The following is an 18,735-nucleotide window of genomic DNA, read 5'->3' as shown; positions in this document are numbered from 1 at the left end:
CATTATATGGTGAATCTGGAAAGAATTTGGTCGAAGGCAAGAGCCAGGGCGCGGCTGTCAAGATTGACAGTTACGCGACGGCAGGGCTTGGTCGGAGAATCGATCGGCTGGCGGCCTTTCCTCTTACCTGAAGCCTTACATCTCTGGAGGTCCGATGAAAAAAGCATTGCTTTGCTCGTCCCGGTTCACTTTATTGCTGGCGCTGACGACGCCGCTGCTGGCACAGGCGCACGGCTACATCGATGCGCCCAAATCGCGCGCGTTCATGTGCAAGACGCAAGAGAATGCTGCTTGCGGCGCGGTGCAATATGAACCGCAGAGCGTCGAAGGACCAAAGGGATTCCCGGCCGCGGGGCCGGCTGACGGCGTTATCGCGGCCGCCAGCCTGCCGCAGTTTGCGGAGCTGAACATGCAAACCCAGGGGCGTTGGAAAAAAGTGGCGTTGAAGGCTGGGCAGAATGAATTCAGCTGGTATTTTGCCGCCGGCCACATGACGCAGGACTGGCGCTACTACATCACCAGGCAAGGCTGGAACCCGGACCAGAAGCTGAGCCGCGATTCTTTCGAGCTGCAGCCGTTCTGCATCATCAAGGGCGGCTTCGCGCCGGCCAGCAATACCCATGTGAAGCACAGCTGCACCATTCCGGCGGGCCGCAGCGGCTACCACGTGATCTTGAGCACCTGGAATGTCGCCGATACCGGCAATGCCTTCTATCAGGTGATCGATGCCGAGATTCCGGCCGCAGCCGCGGTGAATCCGCAGAAAGTGCTGCTCAATCCGTTCAAGTAAAACAAAGAGGGCGGCAGCGCCGCCCGTTTCAAACCCGGATTGGCACAGCCATGGCGAGTCGATGCCCGCTCGGGACTCGTCGCGCCTGGACTAAGGCAATTTGCTGATAATATGCATCGTGTTTGCGTTGATGGCGCGCCGCGATGCCCGGCCAATGCTGATATCCACCAAGTACCCCGGATCAGCTCGGTGAAATACTGGGGATTTTGCGGAGAGCCAGGCCTTCGTGCTTGCTAACGAAGGCCTGGTCTATGGTATATGGTGCCCACGGAGGGACTCGAACCCCCACACCTTGCGGCACATGGACCTGAACCATGCGCGTCTACCAATTCCGCCACGTGGGCTTGAGAGAGCGAGATTATAAGCTAATGCAGGAATAAGTCAACCTAGTCATAACGATATGTAGATATATGTAGATATAAATTGCTTGGTTAGGAGAATGTCATAATCCTCCGTTACACTAACCGATGATGAATAACAACCTGTTGAAAATAGCCTTTTGAGCCAATATTCCTACACTATCCCCAGCCGGGAGGAAATTCTCGGCCTTCTGCGCACCTCTGCCGAGCCGCAAGACGCCGCCGCCCTGGCTACCGCGCTTAGCGTCAAACCTGATGAAATGGACGGTTTGACGCGCCGCCTGAATGCCATGGAACGCGACGGCCAGATCAAGCCCGACCGTGGCGGCGTCTACAAGCTGACCAATTCTCCCGGTTTTATCGAAGGCCGCGTCAGCAGCCACCGCGACGGCTACGGCTTCCTGATCTCGGACGAAGGCGGCGACGACGTTTTCCTGCCGGAAAAGGAAATGCAGAAAGTGCTGCATGGCGACCGGGTGCAGGCGCGCATCATCGGCACCGACCGCCGCGGCCGTCCCGAAGGGACGATCGTCGAGGTGGTGGCGCGCGCGAATACCCATGTGATCGGCCGTTTGCTGAATGAAAACGGGGTCTGGGTGATCGCTCCCGAAGACAAGCGTATCGGCCAGGACATCATCCTGGCAGGCTCGCCGGGCAAGGCCAAGGCCGGGCAGGTGGTGAGCGTCCAGCTCACTGAACAGCCTTCGCGTTATACCCAGCCGGTGGGTAAGATTGTCGAAATCCTGGGCGATATCGACGATCCGGGCATGGAGATCGAAATTGCGGTGCGCAAATACGGCGTGCCGCACGAATTTTCCGAAGCCGCCAAGAAACTGGCCGCCAAGCTGCCGGGCGAAGTACGCGCCGCCGATCTGGGCGACCGCGTCGACCTGCGCGATGTGCCGCTGGTGACGATTGACGGCGAAGACGCACGCGACTTCGATGACGCCGTGTATTGCGAACCGATCAAGATCGGCCGCGCCAGCGGCTACCGCCTGATCGTGGCGATCGCCGACGTCAGCCATTACGTCAAGCCTAACGATGCCCTGGATGTCGATGCGCTGGAGCGCAGCACCTCGGTCTATTTCCCGCGCCGCGTGATCCCGATGCTGCCGGAGAAACTCTCCAACGGCCTGTGCTCGCTCAATCCTGACGTCGACCGCCTGACCCTGGTATGCGATGCGGTGATCAGCGCCAAGGGCGAGATCAAGGCTTACCAGTTCTATCCTGCGGTCATCCATTCGGCGGCACGCCTGACGTACACCGAAGTGGCGGCCATCCTGGGCAACACCAAGGGTCCGGAAGCCGCCAAGCGGCCCGGCCTGGTGCCGCACCTGCTGCACTTGTATGAAGTGTTCCACGCCTTGCTGCAGGCGCGCCAGGCGCGCGGCGCCATCGATTTCGAGACCACCGAGACTTACATCGTCTGCAACGCCGCCGGCAAGATTGAAAAAATCCTGCCGCGCACCCGCAACGATGCGCACAAGGTGATTGAAGAGTGCATGCTGGCGGCCAACGTCTGCGCCGCCGACCTGATGGAACGCCACAAGCATCCTGGACTGTTCCGCATCCATGCCCATCCGACCAAGGAAAAGCTGACCATACTGCGCACCTTCCTCAAGCAGGTCGGCCTGACGCTGGCCGGGGGCGACACGCCGTCTGCTTCCGACTATGCCGCCCTGATGCCGAAGATCAAGGCGCGGCCGGATGCCTTGCTGCTGCAGACCATGCTGCTGCGTTCCATGCAGCAGGCAGTCTACAGTCCGGAAAACATCGGCCACTTCGGTTTGTCGTATGAATCGTATGCGCATTTCACCAGCCCGATCCGGCGCTATCCCGATCTGCTGACTCACCGCACCATCAAGGCGATCCTGCAAGGCAAGCGTTACGAACCCAAGGGTTTCGACACCAGTTCGCTGAACACCATGCTGTCGCCGGCCGGCCGCAAGAAACAGGCGGAAGACAAGGCGGCGGGCAAGAAAAGAAACGAGGGCAGCCTGGCGGTGTGGGAGGCGCTCGGCGTCCATTGTTCCGCCAATGAACGGCGTGCCGACGAAGCGTCGCGCGATGTCGAGGCATGGCTCAAGTGCTATTTCATCCGCGACAAGCTGGGCGAAGAATTCACCGGCGTGATTTCCGGCGTCGCCACTTTCGGCATTTTTGTCCAGCTCGACGCTTTGTACATCGAGGGCCTGGTGCATGTTACCGAACTGGGTGCTGATTACTTCCAGTACGACGAAGCGCGCCACGAATTGCGCGGCGAACGCACCGGCATCCGTTACCAGCTGACCGACCGGGTCACGGTGCAGGTGAGCCGGGTCGACCTCGACGCACGCAAGATCGACCTGCGCCTGGTCAATGAGCCCGGCATCAAGACCGTGCTCAAGAATGAAGCGCGGCGTGCCGACAGTGAACAGGGCCGGGGCGCCAAACCCAAGGCCGGCGGCAAGGCTGCGCCGCCGAAAAAGACCACCAGCCGCGTCACGACTGCCGCCAAGACCACCGCCCCCGGCAAGGCCAAGAAGGCCAAGACCGCCAGCGTCGCAGAAAAAACGCGCGTGCCAAAAGCCTTCACGAAATCGAGCAAGCGTAAAAGATAGATCGATTGATAGATAGATTCTGAGAATATGAAAAGTAAAATGATTTTCGGCTTTCACGCCGTCACCGCGCGTCTGCGTCATGAAGCATCGTCGGTGGAAGAGATTTATGTGGATGCCGGCCGCGTCGACCGCCGCATGCAAGACCTGCTGAATGCCGCCAAGGCAGCTGGCGTGCGGGTGATCCCGGTGGATGACGCACGCTTGTCGAATATTGTCGGCACCCGCCGCCACCAGGGCGTGGTGGCAAAAGCCGGCGAGCTGTCGCTGGCGCGCAACCTGGATGAACTGCTGGATGCGATCGTCGGTCCGCCGCTGCTGCTGGTGCTGGACGGCATCACCGATCCGCACAATCTGGGCGCTTGCCTGCGGGTAGCCGACGGCGCCGGCGCCCATGCCGTGATTGCACCGAAGGACCGCGCGGTAGGCTTGAATGCGACCGCCGCCAAGGTGGCCAGCGGCGCCGCCGAAACCGTGCCTTACATTACCGTGACCAACCTGGCGCGCACCTTGCGCGAGCTGAAGGAGCGTGAAATCTGGCTGATCGGCACCAGCGAAGACGGCGAAAAGGGTTTGTACGAAGCCGATTTTTCCGGGCCGGCAGCGCTGGTCATGGGTTCCGAAGGCGAGGGCATGCGCCGCTTGACGCGCGAAACCTGCGACGTGCTGGTCAACGTGCCGATGTTCGGCTCGGTTGAAAGCCTGAACGTGTCGGTGGCGTCCGGCGTCTGCCTGTACGAAGCCCGCCGCCAGCGCATGGTCAAGGGTTGTTGATCCCAATCTGCCTTATCCATTCTGAATCACGCCGCCGGTCTGTCCTGCGTGGCGGCGATTCGGATGTTCCCAGTCCGGCCTGAAACCGGTTCATCGGTTTCCCCGACTTTCGCAGCAAAAGACGGCAGGCGCAATTTGGAATAACATTACGCCTCCGCATACATCCGACACCCTTATGTTCAGCCGCATTCGTGAAGACATTGCCAACATCATGGCGCGTGATCCCGCCGCACGCACCCAGTGGGAAGTGCTGACTTGCTATCCCGGCCTGCATGCCATCATCCTGCACCGCTGGGCGCATCATTGCTGGCACAACGGCTTCAAATGGCCAGGCCGTTTCATTTCGCAGGTGGCGCGTACTTTTACCGGGATTGAAATCCATCCCGGCGCAACCATAGGCCGGCGGGTATTCATCGACCACGGCTTCGGCGTGGTGATCGGCGAAACTGCTGAAGTCGGCGACGACTGCACGATATACCAGGGCGTCACCCTCGGCGGCACTTCGCTGAACAAGGGCGCCAAGCGCCATCCGACCCTGGCGCGCGGCGCCATCATCGGCGCCGGCGCCAAGGTGCTGGGCGGCTTCACGGTGGGCGAGGGCGCCAAGGTCGGTTCCAACGCGGTGGTGGTCAAGGAAGTGCCGCCGGGAGCGACTGCGGTCGGCAATCCCGCGCGCATCGTCCAGAAAGAAAGCAGCGGCGGCAAGGATGAGGCCGCGGCGCGCATGTTTGCCGCCTACGGCGTTACCCCCAACGGCGACGATCCCTTGTCCAAGGCTTTGCACGGCTTGATCGACAACGCCGCCGCGCAGGAACATCAGATAGAACGCATCATCGCCTTGTTGAAGAAGTCGGGCATTGCCTGCGAAGGCTTGCCTGAACTAGAGAAATTTGATCCGGACCAGCTCAACAAGCTGGTCGAGTAAGGCGGCGTGCCAGGAGGCAGAATAATGAATCAGGAAGTGAGCAGTATCCCGGCAAGCGACGTACCGGCAGTTGAACGCGCAGCCGATGAGTTCCTCGACCAGTTTGAAATTCGCGTGCTGGCGGTCCTGGCCGAGAAAGAGGCGCTGACGCCGGACAACTACCCCTTGTCCCTGAATACCTTGACCAATGGCTGCAACCAGCTGTCCAGCCGGGATCCGGTGATGGCTATCGCTGAATCGACTGTGCTGGATATCTTGCAGCGCCTGATGCAGCGCAAGCTGGTGGTCGAAGTCAACCAGGCCGGCGCCCGGGTTGCCAAGTATGAACACCGGATGCGCGTCAAGTGGCTGTTGGAGCAGGACAAGCTGGCGGTGTTGACGATCTTGATGCTGCGCGGGATCCAGACCGCGGGCGAGTTGCGCAGCCGTAGCGGCAGGCTGCATGAATTCGGTTCGGTGGGAGAGGTCGAAACGGCTTTGCAGTTCCTGGCCGACAAATATCCGCCGCTGGTGGCGCGCCTGGCGAAAGCGCCCGGCACCAAGGAATCGCGCTACGCGCACTTGCTGGCGGGTGAAGAGCTGCTGGAGCAGCAGGCAATAGCGGATGCGATGTCAGGCAGCGCCTCGGTGGTGAAAAGCGCCAGCCAGGACCGGATCGCCCAGCTGGAAGACGAGGTTGCCGGCTTGCGGCGGCAAATGGATGATTTATCCGCGCAGTTTGCCGAATTCAAGCGGCAGTTTGATTAAGCGGTTTGATTAGGCGAGTTCCTGGCCGTCATGGCCAAAACGCCGGATCGCGCCGTCCGCATCGATTGCGATCCAGCCGCCTCGTTGCGCCTTGACGTCGTATTCCCAGTCCGGCAGTACGTAGCGGCTGCGGGCGGTCTCGCCTTCGCCTGAGAGGTGGTGTGCGGGCCTGTGGGTATGGCCGTGGATCAGGGTGTCGGTGGCGGTGCTGTCAAACAGGGCATCGATCGCTGCCTGGTTGACGTCCATGATTTCCATCGTTTTGTGGCGCTGTTCTTCCTGGCTTTCCTTGCGTACGCCGGCGATGATCGCCTTGCGCTGCGCCAGCGGCAGAGCGAGGAACTGCGCTTGCCATTGCGGTTGCCGTACTTGCGCGCGAAATTCCATGTAAGCCAGGTCGTCGGTACACTGGGCGTCGCCATGGGCGATCGCCAGGCGCCGGCCGCCCACGGCGATGACGGACGGGTCCGGCAGCATGGTCATGCCGGCCGCTTGCGCGAAGCTGTCGCCCACCAGGAAATCGCGATTGCCTGCAATCCAGAAAACCTGGACGCCGCTATCGCTGACTTGCCGGATTGCTTCGGCAATTCCGCGGTTGTACGGCGTTTCCAGGTCGTCGTCGCCAGCCCAGTACTCGAACAAGTCTCCCAGCAGATACAGTTGCGGCGCCCGCTTTGCCTGTTCCTGCAGGAAATCCAGGAAGGCTTGGGTGGTGCGCGGGTGCGCTGCCTGCAGGTGCAGGTCTGAGATGAACAGCGCCTGGACGGCGCCTGGCTTGTTTGAGACTGAGGCTGTCATGAGAAGGAGTCTGGATTAAACGACTTCAGCTTTTTCGATGATGACGTCGTCCGCCGGCACATCGGCAAACATGCCGGAACGGCCGGTCTTGACTTTTTCGATGGCGTCGACGATCTCGGTGCCTTCGACTACTTTGCCGAATACACAATAGCCCCAGCCGTCCTGGCCTGGATAGTCAAGGAAACTGTTGTTCTTGACGTTGATGAAAAACTGCGCGGAGGCTGAATGCGGCGCCGAAGTGCGGGCCATCGCCAGCGTGTAAGGTTCGTTCTTGAGGCCGTTCTTGGCTTCGTTTTCGATCGGATCCTTGGTTGGCTTCTGTTTCATGCCTGGCTCGAAACCGCCGCCTTGCACCATGAAGCCAGGGATCACACGGTGGAAAATGGTGCCGTTGTAATGACCGGCATTGACATAGGCCAGGAAGTTTTCGACGCTCTTCGGCGCTTTTTCCGCGTCGAGTTCGATCTTGATCTTGCCGTGGTTGGTAGTGAGGAGGACTGCCATGGTGTTTCCTATCAGATGGTTGAAAATGGGAAGGACAAAAACGGGAATTATTTGGTTACTGTAGCCGATTCGATGATGACCGGCGTGGTCGGCACGTCTTGGTAGGCGGTCTTGACCTTCTTGATCTTGTCGACTACGTCGGCGCCCTTGATGACCTGGCCGAATACCGCGTAACCCCAGCCGTCGCGGCCCGGGTAGTTGAGGAATTCATTGTTGTTGGTATTGATGAAGAATTGCGCGCCGGCCGATTGCGGATCCGCGGTGCGCGCCATGGCGATGCTGTAAGGTACGTTCTTGAGGCCGTTCTTGGCTTCGTTTTCTACCTTGTTCGGCGCCGGCTTCTCCACCATGTCCTTGGTCATGCCGCCGCCCTGGATCATGAAATTCTCGATGACGCGATGGAACACGGTGCCGTTATAGTGACCGCTGTTTACATAGCCCAGGAAATTCTTGACTGTCTTTGGCGCCTTTTCCGGATTGAGTTCGATGACGATGTCGCCCATATTGGTCTTCAACAAGACATGGGGCTTGTCTGCAGCGCCGGCTAACGACGGGCTGCCCAGGAAACAGGCAGCCGTCAATGCCGAAGTCAACGCCAGGGTGAACGTGCGGCGGGACAGTCTAAGAGATGCTGGCATAAAAAAATCCTTCATGTAGGTGGTACCGCTTTCATGTCTCATGTGGTGTAATTTCGCTTTTCAGTAATGATATACTGCGGCGAAAAGCAACATTTTATCAAACTAAACACTGCAAAAGAGTTTTGGCGATTCAGTTGTACTGATGTCCGCACCGCAAGTGCGCGAATGGGTAAAACGGCGTGCAATATTTCTGTGCTTTAATTCTGTGCCTTATTTCTGTCGGTAGGCAGTAACTTCCCATGAGCGACCTGAAAATATATAACACGCTGGCGCGTGAGAAGCAGCCGTTTTCTCCAATCGAGCCAGGCAAGGTCCGCATGTATGTCTGCGGCATGACGGTTTACGACTATTGCCATCTTGGTCACGGACGGGTGATGGTGGTGTTCGACATGGTGCAGCGCTGGCTGCGCCAGTCGGGCCTGGACGTTACCTACGTGCGCAACATCACCGACATCGACGACAAGATCATCAAGCGCGCCGTGGAAAATGGCGAAACCATCTCGCAGCTGACCGGCCGTTTCATCCAGGCCATGGACGAGGACGCGGCTGCGCTTGGCGTGCAAAAGCCTGACCACGAGCCGCGCGCCACAGCGTTCGTGCCGCAGATGCTGGCCTTGATCGAAAAACTTGAGCATAAAGGACTGGCTTACCAGGGCCGCGACGGCGACGTCAATTATTCGGTGCGTGATTTTGCCGGCTATGGCAAGTTGTCGGGCAAGTCGCTCGACGACCTGCGCGCCGGCGAGCGCGTCGACGTCAACCTCGGCAAGCGCGATCCGCTCGACTTCGTATTGTGGAAAGCGTCGAAGGAAAGCGAGCCGGAAGAAGTCAAATGGAACTCGCGCTGGGGCCAGGGCCGGCCGGGCTGGCATATCGAATGCTCGGCGATGGCCGAGCAATTGCTGGGGCAGCAGTTCGACATCCACGGCGGCGGCCAGGATTTGCAGTTCCCGCATCACGAAAATGAAATCGCCCAATCGGAGGGCGCGCACGGCCACCAGTTCGTCAACTACTGGATGCACAACGGCTTTGTGCGTATCGATGACGAAAAGATGTCGAAGTCCTTGGGAAATTTTTTCACGATCCGCGACGTCCTGAAAAAATACGATGCGGAAGTGGTGCGTTTCTTCATCCTGCGCGCGCACTATCGCAGCCCGCTGAATTACGCCGACAGCAACCTGGACGATGCCAAGCAAGCACTGACCCGCCTGTACACCGCGCTGAAAGAAGTGGCGGCCGACGCCTTGCCGCTGGACTGGAGCGAGGCCCATGCGGTGCGCGTGGCGCAAGCCATGGACGACGATTTTAATACGCCCATGGCGATCTCCGCCTTGTTCGACCTGGCCAACGAGGTCAACAAGAGCCGCTCGCAAACAGCGGCCCGCCAGCTGAAAGGCCTGGCCGGCGTGCTGGGTTTCTTGCAGCGTGCTCCTGAAGATTTTTTGAAAGGCCGCGCACTCGCCGGCAATGAAGTTGTCGGAAATGGCATTGCGCTGGCCGCTTTGTCAGAGCAAGATATCCTACTCAAAATTCAAGCTCGTCAAGCGGCAAAAATGGCCAAGGATTTTTCGACAGCAGACCTGATTCGCAAGGAACTGCTGGCCGAAGGCATCTTGCTGGAAGATAAGCCCGGCGGTCAAACCGAATGGCGAAGGGCGTAACGTAAACATATGCGTATGGAAAAAGCGACAGCGGTCGACTCCAGGCTTTTCGTGCCTTCGTATTGGGAAGACGCCAAGACCGAGCTGATGAAGCGTGACCGTATCATGCGTAAGCTGATTCCGCAGTTCGGCGACCTGCACCTGGTTGGCCGCGGCGAGGCGTTCACCACGCTGGCGCGTTCGGTGGTGGGCCAGCAGATATCGGTCAAGGCGGCGGAATCTGTATGGCAGAAATTTCTGTTAGTCTGTCCGAAGACGACCCCGGCCCAGGTGTTGAAAGCCGGCCCCGAGCAACTTGCCGCTTGCGGCCTGTCCAAGCGTAAAGCCGACTATATTCTTGACCTGGCCGACCATTTCAAGGCAAAACGGGTCAATGCCGAGCAGTGGATGGAGATGGAAGACGAGGATGTCATCGCCGACCTGACCCAGATCCGCGGCATCGGGCGCTGGACAGCGGAGATGTTTTTGATATTTAATTTGCTCCGGCCTAATATTTTGCCTTTGGATGATTTAGGATTGCTTAAGGGCATTAGTGTCAATTATTTTTCAGGAGAGCCGGTTTCGCGCAGCGATGCGCGCGAAGTGTCGGCCAATTGGGAGCCATGGCGCACCGTGGCGACCTGGTATCTATGGCGTAGCCTGGATGCGATGTCTGCAGAATATCAAGTCGTTACCGAGTGATGATTTATCAATAATTTGTTCGGTAATGATGGTTTAATCAAGGGAATAATATGAGTAAAACAACATTCCTCGGCTTCGAACAACCGATCGCCGAGTTAGATGCCAAGATCGAAGAGCTGCGTTTCGTCCAGGACGATTCGGCGGTGGACATTTCGGAAGAAATCGACCGCTTGTCGAAAAAAAGCCAGCAATTGACCAAGGACATCTACGCAAAGTTGACGCCTTGGCAGGTTTCGCAGATTTCACGGCATCCGCAGCGTCCTTACACCATGGACTATGTGAATGAAATATTCACCGATTTCCACGAGCTGCATGGCGACCGCACCTATGCCGACGACCAGTCGATAGTCGGCGGCCTGGCGCGCTTCAACGGCCAGGCTTGCATGGTGATCGGCCATCAGAAAGGGCGCGACACCAAAGAGCGCGCCTTGCGCAATTTCGGCATGCCCAAGCCGGAAGGTTATCGCAAAGCCTTGCGCCTGATGAAAGTCGCGGAAAAGTTCGGCTTGCCGATTTTCACCTTTGTCGATACGCCTGGCGCCTTTCCCGGCATCGACGCCGAGGAGCGCGGGCAGTCGGAAGCCATCGGCCACAACCTGTACGCGATGGCTGAGCTGAAAGTGCCGCTGATCGCCACCATCATCGGCGAAGGCGGCTCTGGCGGCGCCTTGGCGATTGCCGTCGGCGATGCCGTCCTGATGCTGCAGTACGCGACGTATTCGGTGATTTCGCCTGAAGGTTGCGCCTCCATCCTGTGGAAAACCGCCGAACGCGCCGCCGATGCCGCCGATGCCCTCGGCCTGACCGCGCATCGCCTGAAAGCCGTCGGCCTGATCGACAAGATCGTCAGCGAACCGCTGGGCGGCGCCCATCGCGATCCGAAACAGATGGCTTCCTTGCTCAAGCGCGCGCTGGCCGATACGCTGCGCCAGTTCCAGGGCGTCAAGACCAAGGACCTGCTGAACGCACGCCATGAAAAACTGATGAGTTACGGTAAATTCAAGGAAGTGCTGGCTGCAGAATAGGCGTGTCGAATTCATCTACTACAAGTATCAGTGCGTACTTAGAAAACACGTTGGCGGGAATCGCGCAAGCGTTCCCCGCAACTGTCTCGCAGCAGCCGGTGCGGCTGGCTGTGGCCTATAGCGGCGGACTGGATTCCAGCGTCCTGCTGCATGCGGCGGCACAGTACGCCGCCGCGCACGGCGTCAAGCTGTTCGCTTTCCATATCCATCACGGCATCAGTCCCAACGCAGACCAGTGGCAAGCCCATTGTACCGCGGCCTGCGCTGCGCTCGATGTGGCGTTCGATACGCGCCGCATCGAATTGCGCCATAGCGACAAGAGCGGCGTGGAAGAGGCTGCGCGCATCAGCCGTTATGCGGCGCTGGGCGATTTGTGCCGCCAGCACCAGGTTCCTTTGCTGTTGACCGGGCATCACCTGGACGACCAGGCTGAAACCGTGCTGCTGCAACTGTTGCGCGGCTCCGGCGCCGCGGGCCTGTCCGGCATGGATCGCTGGAACACGGCGCCGACCTTGCTTGGCGACGATCAATTGCTGATGGCGCGGCCGCTGCTCAAAGTGTCGCGGGCGGCGCTGGAGCAATATGCAGCGGCGCAGCAGCTGACGTATATCGAAGACGAATCCAACCACGATCCGCGTTATGCCCGCAACGCATTGCGCCAGCAGGTGATGCCGGTGCTGGCCCAATATTTCCCTGGATTCCAGGAGCGTTTCTCGCGCAGTGCGGGGCACATGCAGACTACGCAACGGCTGCTGATCGACCTGGCGGCGCAAGACATGGCGCTCTGCGCCGACGGCGCCTGCCTCGATCTGCAGCAGGTGCGCCAGCTGAGCGGCGAGCGCATCGACAACCTGCTGCGCTACTGGTTCGGCTTGCATCATCTGCGCATGCCTTCCAGCGCCTGGCTGAGCGAAATGCGCCAGCAGCTGCTGGAAGCAAAAGCCGATGCGCAGTTATGCGTAACGCATCCCGATTGCCATATCCGCCGTCACCGTAACCGGGTGTTCCTGACGCCGCGCGACGATGCCGACCGTTCCGAGATCGAGCCGCAAGCGTTTCGCTGGAGTGGCGAGGCCGAGATGCGCTTCCCGCAATTCGGCGGCGTATTGCATTTCGACCAGGCAGAGCAGGGCATCGCCGCCGACTGGCTGCGCGCCCAACCGTTGCAGATTCAATATCGTTCTGGCGGCGAGCGCCTCAAGCTGGCGCTGAACCGCCCCACCAAGAGCGTGAAATATCACTACCAGGCCTTCGATGTGCCGCCCTGGGAGCGCGAGCGGCTGCCTCTGGTGAGCAGCGGCAAGCAAATCCTGTTTGCCGCCGGCATCGGCATGGATTGCCTGCAGCTGGCGACCGGGCCCGGTCCGCATATTTGCCTGCGCTGGCAGGCTGATGAATTGTCGTTCTGGCAAGATATCTGATTTAAGGCATAGGCGTTATCGCGCTTTTCGGCTGGTAATCCACTTGTCATAATGGGGCGTTGCAGGTACAGTAAAGGGTTGATTTTTCTTTTATTGCACTACGCCTGCTTCTAGCACCCACCTACACTCCCTATGGCTTTAATCGTCCACAAATACGGCGGCACTTCGATGGGCTCGCCCGAGCGCATCAAGAATGTCGCCAAGCGCGTCGCCAAATGGCATGACGCCGGCCACCAAATCGTCGTGGTGCCTTCCGCGATGTCCGGTGAAACCAACCGCCTGCTGGGCTTGGCAAAGGAAATTACCGCCCAGCCGGATCCGCGCGAACTCGACATGCTGGCATCCACCGGCGAGCAGGCTTCGGTGGCCTTGCTGGCCATGGCCCTGCAAGCGATAGGCAAGCAGGCGGTGTCCTACGCCGGCTGGCAAGTTGCCATTAAAACCGATTCCGCCCATACCAAGGCGCGCATCCGTTCGATCGACGACACCAAGGTGCGGCAAGACCTGGATGCCGGCAAGGTAGTGATCATCACCGGTTTCCAGGGCATCGACGAACTCGGCAACATCACGACCCTGGGCCGCGGCGGTTCCGATACGTCGGCGGTGGCCGTGGCCGCCGCGCTGCAAGCCGCGGAATGCCTGATCTACACCGACGTCGACGGCGTCTACACCACCGACCCGCGCGTGGTGTCGGATGCACGCCGCCTGAAGACCGTGACCTTTGAAGAAATGCTGGAGATGGCATCGCTGGGCTCGAAAGTGCTGCAGATTCGTTCAGTCGAATTTGCCGGCAACTACAAGATGCCGACGCGCGTGCTGTCGTCGCTGACCGACCCCTTAATGCCATTGGAAGAAGAAGCAATTTCCGGCACCCTGATTTCGTTTGAGGAAGACACCAAGATGGAACAAGCCACCATTACCGGCATCGCGTTCAACCGCGACGAGACCAAGATTACCGTGCTCGGCGTGCCTGACCGTCCAGGCATCGCCTACCAGATCCTCGGCGCGGTCGCCGATGCCAATATCGAAGTCGACATGATCATCCAGAATCAGTCGGTCGACGGCAAAACCGACTTCACCTTCACCGTCCCGCGCGGCGAATACACCAAGGCGATGGCTGTCTTGAACGAGAAGGTCAAGACGCACATCGGCGCCGCCAACATCACTGGCGACGCCAAGGTGTCCAAGGTGTCGGTGGTTGGCGTCGGCATGCGTAGCCATGTCGGCATCGCTTCGCAAATGTTCCGCACCTTGTCGGAAGAGGGCATCAATATCCAGATGATTTCAACCTCCGAGATCAAGATTTCGGTGCTGATCGACGAAAAATACATGGAACTGGCGGTGCGCGCCCTGCACAAGGCTTTTGGGCTGGAAAGCGCTTAATCGCACCGGATCGCGAAAAAAATCACGAAAAAAGCGGTTAATTTGGTGTGGCGTTATTGACCAATGCCCCATGAAAAGTTATTATTCGTGTCCTTAACGCGGCGTTGTTAAAAGCCGTTTTGAGTTTGGAGGCGTGGCCGAGTGGTCGAAGGCACTTCCCTGCTAAGGAAGCATATGGGCTTAAACCTGTATCGTGGGTTCGACTCCCACCGCCTCCTCCAAGAACATGTTCCGAGTCATTCGGAACGTACAAGAAACCGCTTCTAGCCTTGTGCTGGTGCGGTTTTTTTGTTTTTGCAGCCGGTTCTTTACCGGTTATTGCTTGCTGGAGCGAACCTTGCTTTGTAAACTGGCTCTTAACAACTGTTAAAGTAGTCGGCGGCCGGCCTCGAGGGAACGGCCGCATAATAAAGGTTCCATGGCACGTCATCCATCTCCGTCACAAACAGATATTCCGGCGCCTGGCGCCATTCCAGCCGTCAAGGCGGGGGGCGTAAGCTGGCGTCCCTGGCTGACCGTGCTGGTGGTGCTGGTCCTGGGGGCGCTGGTCTTCAAATCCTTGCACGCGCTGCTTGCCGATGTGCACTACCGCAGCATCGTGCATGCGGTCAAGCATACGCCGCTCAACAATCTTTTATTGGCAGTGCTGGCGACCGCCGTCAGTTACCTGTCGCTGGCCGGCTACGATGTGTCGAGCTTGCGTTACGTCGGCGCCAAGGTCAAAGGGACCACCATCGGCCTGACCTCGTTTATCGCCTACGCACTCGGCAATACCGTCGGGCTCGGCGTGCTGACCGGCGGCACGGTGCGCATGCGCTTGTACACGGCCAGCGGCGTCGAGGCATCCCAGGTGGCGCAAGCGATTGCCTTCAATGCCGGCGCATTCGGCCTTGGCATGACCACCTTCGGCGCTATCGGCTTGCTGTGGGGAGCGACACAGGTGCAGGAGCTGGCGCATATCCCGAGCTGGCTGCTGCGCGCGCTAGCTTGCCTGGTGCTGCTTGGCGTCGCCGCTTTTATCCTGCTGTGCCGCATGCGCCGCGACGTGCTGCTGTTCGGGCGCTGGAACCTGCGTTTGCCGGAATCCGGCCTGGCGTTGCGCCAGCTGCTGATCTCTGCCGTCGATCTGAGCGCGGCAGCAGCTACCTTGTGGTTCCTGCTGCCGAGCGGCGTGATCGATTTGCCGACCTTCGTCGCGTTTTATGCGATTGCGATGGCGCTTGGCGTCATCAGCCATGTGCCTGGCGGCGTCGGCGTATTCGAAGCGGTGATCCTGCTGGCTTGCGCCAACCACGCGCCCACCAGCAAGATCGCGGCGGCCCTGGTCTTGTACCGGGCCATCTATTTCCTGTTGCCGCTGCTGCTGGCGACGATCCTGCTGGCGGCATTCGAGATGCGCGCCGGCGTTGCCGCACCGGTGGCGCGCGCGGCGGTGAAATTGTCGCCATGGCTGCTGACGGCGTTGACCCTGGTGACCGGCACCATGCTGCTGGTGTCGGGTGTAACGCCGGCCACCCGCCACGCTGAAGAACTGCTGCGGCTGCATGTGCCCCTGTTCGTGGTGGAAGCGTCGCACCTGATCGGCAGCGTCGCCGGACTGGCGATGCTGTTCCTGGCGCGCGGCCTGCTGCACCGGCTCGACGCCGCCTGGTGGGCGTCGCTGGTGCTGACAGTGATCGCCGGCATCCTGGCGCTGCCCAAGGGCATCGCCATTTCCGAATTCATCGTATTGTTCCTGCTGGCCTCGCTGCTGGTGATTTCGCGCAAGCAGTTTGACCGGCGCTCGTCCTTGTTTTCGCAAACCTTCGAGCCTGGCTGGCTGATCGCGGTTGCCTGCGTGCTCGCCGCCTGCGGCTGGATACTGCTGTTCGCTTACCGCGACATCGACATTGCCGACCGCATGTGGTGGCAATTTGCATTTGACGACTACGCGCCGCGTTCGATGCGGACCTTGATGGTTGTCGCCATCATGGCGTTGGGCCTGGGCCTGTGGCAATTGTTCCGGCGTTCTGCCGGCGTCGCCGAACGTCCCGCCGAAGAGGAGTTGCAGCGCGCCGCCGAGATCGTGCGCAAGCAGCCCGCGGCGGATGCATGCCTGGCTTTCATGGGCGACAAGAGCCTGCTGTTTTCCGCCTCCGGCAACAGCTTCATCATGTTCGCCAAGCACAACCGCTCGTGGGTCGCGTTATCCGACCCGGTCGGCGACCAGCGCGAATGGTCGGAGCTGATCTGGCGTTTTATCGAACTGGTTGACGGTCATGGCGGCCGGGTCGCGTTCTACAAGGTGCGCCCGCAATCGCTGCCGCTCTATCTCGACGCCGGCCTGCGCGTGTACAAGCTGGGCGAAGAGGCTTATGTGCCGCTCGATCAGTTCAGCCTGCAAGGGCCGCGCCGCGCCAATCTGCGGCATGGCGTCAATCGCGCCGAGCGCGAGGGCCTGAGTTTCTCGATACTGGCGGTGGAGCAGGTGCCGCCATTGATGGATCAGCTCAAGGCAGTCTCGGACGCGTGGCTGTCCGACCAGGACACGCGCGAGAAGGGTTTTTCGCTGGGCAGTTTCGACCAGGCTTACATTGCGCGGCAGCCGGTTGCGGTAATCCGGCGCGAGCAAAAAGTCATCGCTTTCGCCAGCCTGATGTGTCCGGACGTCTTGCGGATCGAAGTCGCCGTCGACCTGATGCGGCAATTGCCGGATGCGCCGCCCGGCACCATGGAATTCCTGTTCTCGCAGCTGATGCTGCATTTCAAGGAACAGGGCTACCAGCGCTTCGGGCTGGGCATGGCGCCGATGTCAGGCATGAAAGACCATCAGCTGGCTTCACGCTGGCAGCGCTTCGGCCGCATGTTGTTCATGCACGGCGGACGTTTCTACAATTTCCGCGGCCTGCGCAATTTCAAAGACAAGTTCGACCCGGTGTGGGAAGCACGCTACCTGGTGAGCAAGGGCGGGCTGGCGCCGTTGTTCGCCTTTACCGATACGGCCGCGCTGATCAGCGGCGGCATCAAGGGAGCCATCAGTAAATGAAGCAGAGAATGATTTGCCTGGCGCTGTGCGCGACGGCGTGCATCGGCAGCAGCGCGCGCGCAGGCGATAGACATCACAGCGTGAGTCATGGCCGTTTCAAGAGTGTTGAAATCTACCAGCCGGCGGGACCGGTGAATGGTGTCGTCCTGCTGTTGTCTGGCGACGCCGGCTGGAACCAGGCCGCAGCCGAGAAGGCGCGTGCGCTGGCCGAGCAAGGTGCTTTGGTAGCAGGAATCAGCACGCCGCAATTATTCGCCAGCCTGAATGCCGACGGCGGCGACTGCGCGTTTCCGGACGGCGACCTGGAAAACCTGAGCCGCTTCGTGCAGGCTTATGAAAAAGTGCCGGGATATTATCCGCCGTTGCTGGTGGGAGAAGGTTCCGGCGCCAGCTTTGCCTATGCAATGCTGGCGCAGGCGCCTGCCGGCACTTTCGGCGGCGCCATCTCGCTCGGCTTTTGTCCTGCCCTGAGTTTGCGCAAGCCGCTGTGCAAAGGCGAGGGCGTGCGTTTCAAGGCTCGCGCAAAAGGCCAGGGCGTAGACCTGCTGCCGGTTTCCCGGTTGCCTGCCGCATGGCGGGTTTTACCGGACGCGCAACTGCCCGGTGCGGCACGTTGCGAAGCCGGCGTCACCCGCGCATTTGTCGCCAGTGTCGGCGGCGCCGAGCTGATCCAGGCAGCAGGCCAGGATGGACTGGCGCAGCTGAAGTCGGCATATTCCAGCCTGAATGCAAAACAGGCGGTGGCGGTGCAGGCGCCGCCTGCCGCAGTGTCCGATTTGCCGGTGGTGGAGGTGGCTGCGCTGGCGCCGCCTGGACACAACCAGGATGCCGGCACCATGGTGATCCTGATCAGCGGCGACGGCGGCTGGGCCGGCATTGACCGCGACGTGGCAAACGCATTGTCGAAGCGTGGCGTGCCGGTGGTCGGCATCGATTCGCTGCGCTATTTCTGGAGCGCCCGCACGCCGGCATCGACCGCAAAAGACGTCGAGCGCCTGATGCAGTTCTACATGGCGCGCTGGAAAAAAGACAAGGTCGTGCTGATCGGCTATTCGCAAGGCGCCGACGTCTTGCCTTTTGTCGGCAACCGCCTGTCGGGCAAGGCGCTGGCGTCGGTGCCGCTGGTTGCAATGATGGGCTTGGGGAAAAAAGCCGATTTCCAGTTCCATCTGACCAATTGGGTCAGCTCCAGCAATGACGGTTTACCCATCCCGCCCGAAGTCGCGAAGCTGCCGGCCGGGCTGGCGATGTGCATCTACGGCAGCGAGGAGACCGATTCGGCCTGCCCGAGCCTGGACGCCAGCCGCGTCAAATTGCTCAAGCTGAGCGGCGGCCACCATTTCGACGGCAACTACGAACGCCTGGCCGGCCTGATTCTTGACGCCGCGCGCAAGTAGCGCTGCGGGT

Annotated in this window: 15 protein-coding genes and 2 tRNA genes; 13 read left to right on the top strand and 4 right to left on the bottom strand. The window is 60.1% G+C overall.

Features of this window, described 5'->3' with window-relative positions; translation table 11 throughout:
• Positions 1 to 154: 154 nt before the first annotated feature.
• Positions 155 to 790 (top strand): lytic polysaccharide monooxygenase, encoded by a 636-nt coding sequence (locus BM062_RS04260; protein ID WP_092393693.1) that lies wholly within the window; start codon positions 155 to 157, stop codon positions 788 to 790.
• A gap of 259 nt (positions 791 to 1,049) precedes the next feature.
• Here BM062_RS04260 and BM062_RS04255 read toward each other — a convergent pair.
• Positions 1,050 to 1,134: transfer RNA gene (locus tag BM062_RS04255), tRNA-Leu, on the bottom strand.
• Between the two features lie 155 nt (positions 1,135 to 1,289).
• Here BM062_RS04255 and rnr point away from each other — a divergent pair.
• The 4 genes from rnr to BM062_RS04235 all read left to right on the top strand — a co-directional run bounded on the left by rnr (position 1,290) and on the right by BM062_RS04235 (position 6,192).
• Entirely contained in the window at positions 1,290 to 3,749 is a 2,460-nt protein-coding gene (gene rnr / locus BM062_RS04250; RefSeq protein ID WP_092393690.1) for a ribonuclease R, read from the top strand.
• A gap of 27 nt (positions 3,750 to 3,776) precedes the next feature.
• Positions 3,777 to 4,520 (top strand): 23S rRNA (guanosine(2251)-2'-O)-methyltransferase RlmB, encoded by a 744-nt coding sequence (gene rlmB, locus BM062_RS04245; RefSeq protein ID WP_092393686.1) that lies wholly within the window; start codon positions 3,777 to 3,779, stop codon positions 4,518 to 4,520.
• Between the two features lie 175 nt (positions 4,521 to 4,695).
• Positions 4,696 to 5,445: a serine O-acetyltransferase gene (gene cysE / locus BM062_RS04240; RefSeq protein WP_092393683.1), complete on the top strand. Its 750-nt coding sequence runs from the start codon at positions 4,696 to 4,698 to the stop codon at positions 5,443 to 5,445.
• A gap of 24 nt (positions 5,446 to 5,469) precedes the next feature.
• Positions 5,470 to 6,192: a YceH family protein gene (locus BM062_RS04235; protein WP_092393680.1), complete on the top strand. Its 723-nt coding sequence runs from the start codon at positions 5,470 to 5,472 to the stop codon at positions 6,190 to 6,192.
• A 9-nt stretch (positions 6,193 to 6,201) separates the two neighbouring features.
• Here the strand turns inward: BM062_RS04235 and BM062_RS04230 are convergent, their stop codons facing one another.
• From BM062_RS04230 to BM062_RS04220, 3 genes are read right to left on the bottom strand one after another with little or no spacing between them, the layout of a single operon-like run.
• Complete coding sequence (locus tag BM062_RS04230; RefSeq protein ID WP_092393677.1) at positions 6,202 to 6,990, bottom strand: UDP-2,3-diacylglucosamine diphosphatase; 789 nt, start codon at positions 6,988 to 6,990, stop codon at positions 6,202 to 6,204.
• A gap of 15 nt (positions 6,991 to 7,005) precedes the next feature.
• A complete protein-coding gene (locus BM062_RS04225) occupies positions 7,006 to 7,494 on the bottom strand; it encodes a peptidylprolyl isomerase (RefSeq protein WP_092393674.1) in 489 nt (162 codons plus the stop codon).
• 47 nt (positions 7,495 to 7,541) lie between these two features.
• Positions 7,542 to 8,132, bottom strand: a complete 591-nt coding sequence (locus tag BM062_RS04220; protein ID WP_092394312.1) for a peptidylprolyl isomerase — start codon at positions 8,130 to 8,132, stop codon at positions 7,542 to 7,544.
• Between the two features lie 239 nt (positions 8,133 to 8,371).
• Here BM062_RS04220 and cysS point away from each other — a divergent pair, with 239 nt between their 5' ends.
• The 8 genes from cysS to BM062_RS04180 all read left to right on the top strand — a co-directional run bounded on the left by cysS (position 8,372) and on the right by BM062_RS04180 (position 18,725).
• Positions 8,372 to 9,793, top strand: a complete 1,422-nt coding sequence (gene cysS, locus BM062_RS04215) for a cysteine--tRNA ligase (RefSeq protein WP_092393671.1) — start codon at positions 8,372 to 8,374, stop codon at positions 9,791 to 9,793.
• A 15-nt stretch (positions 9,794 to 9,808) separates the two neighbouring features.
• Positions 9,809 to 10,474, top strand: a complete 666-nt coding sequence (locus BM062_RS04210; protein WP_092393668.1) for a DNA-3-methyladenine glycosylase family protein — start codon at positions 9,809 to 9,811, stop codon at positions 10,472 to 10,474.
• A 50-nt stretch (positions 10,475 to 10,524) separates the two neighbouring features.
• Positions 10,525 to 11,499 carry an acetyl-CoA carboxylase carboxyltransferase subunit alpha gene (locus BM062_RS04205; RefSeq protein ID WP_014006318.1) on the top strand — a complete coding sequence of 325 codons (975 nt, stop codon included), beginning with the start codon at positions 10,525 to 10,527 and terminating at the stop codon, positions 11,497 to 11,499.
• A gap of 50 nt (positions 11,500 to 11,549) precedes the next feature.
• The gene (gene tilS / locus BM062_RS04200; protein ID WP_254784907.1) at positions 11,550 to 12,920 is read left to right on the top strand and encodes a tRNA lysidine(34) synthetase TilS; all 1,371 of its coding nucleotides are present in this window, start codon (positions 11,550 to 11,552) and stop codon (positions 12,918 to 12,920) included.
• 132 nt (positions 12,921 to 13,052) lie between these two features.
• Positions 13,053 to 14,303 carry an aspartate kinase gene (locus tag BM062_RS04195; protein WP_092393662.1) on the top strand — a complete coding sequence of 417 codons (1,251 nt, stop codon included), beginning with the start codon at positions 13,053 to 13,055 and terminating at the stop codon, positions 14,301 to 14,303.
• Positions 14,304 to 14,430: 127 nt separating this feature from the next.
• Positions 14,431 to 14,524 (top strand) — tRNA-Ser (locus BM062_RS04190).
• 197 nt (positions 14,525 to 14,721) lie between these two features.
• Positions 14,722 to 17,328, top strand: a complete 2,607-nt coding sequence (mprF, locus tag BM062_RS04185; RefSeq protein ID WP_254784906.1) for a bifunctional lysylphosphatidylglycerol flippase/synthetase MprF — start codon at positions 14,722 to 14,724, stop codon at positions 17,326 to 17,328.
• Complete coding sequence (locus tag BM062_RS04180) at positions 17,325 to 18,725, top strand: virulence factor family protein (RefSeq protein WP_092393659.1); 1,401 nt, start codon at positions 17,325 to 17,327, stop codon at positions 18,723 to 18,725. Before mprF ends, BM062_RS04180 begins: the two co-directional genes overlap by 4 nt.
• Positions 18,726 to 18,735 lie beyond the last annotated feature (10 nt).

Source organism: Collimonas sp. OK412, assembly GCF_900112135.1.
In the GTDB taxonomy this organism is placed as follows: domain Bacteria; phylum Pseudomonadota; class Gammaproteobacteria; order Burkholderiales; family Burkholderiaceae_D; genus Collimonas; species Collimonas rhizosphaerae.
This window is presented reverse-complemented; position numbering and strand designations above follow the sequence as displayed.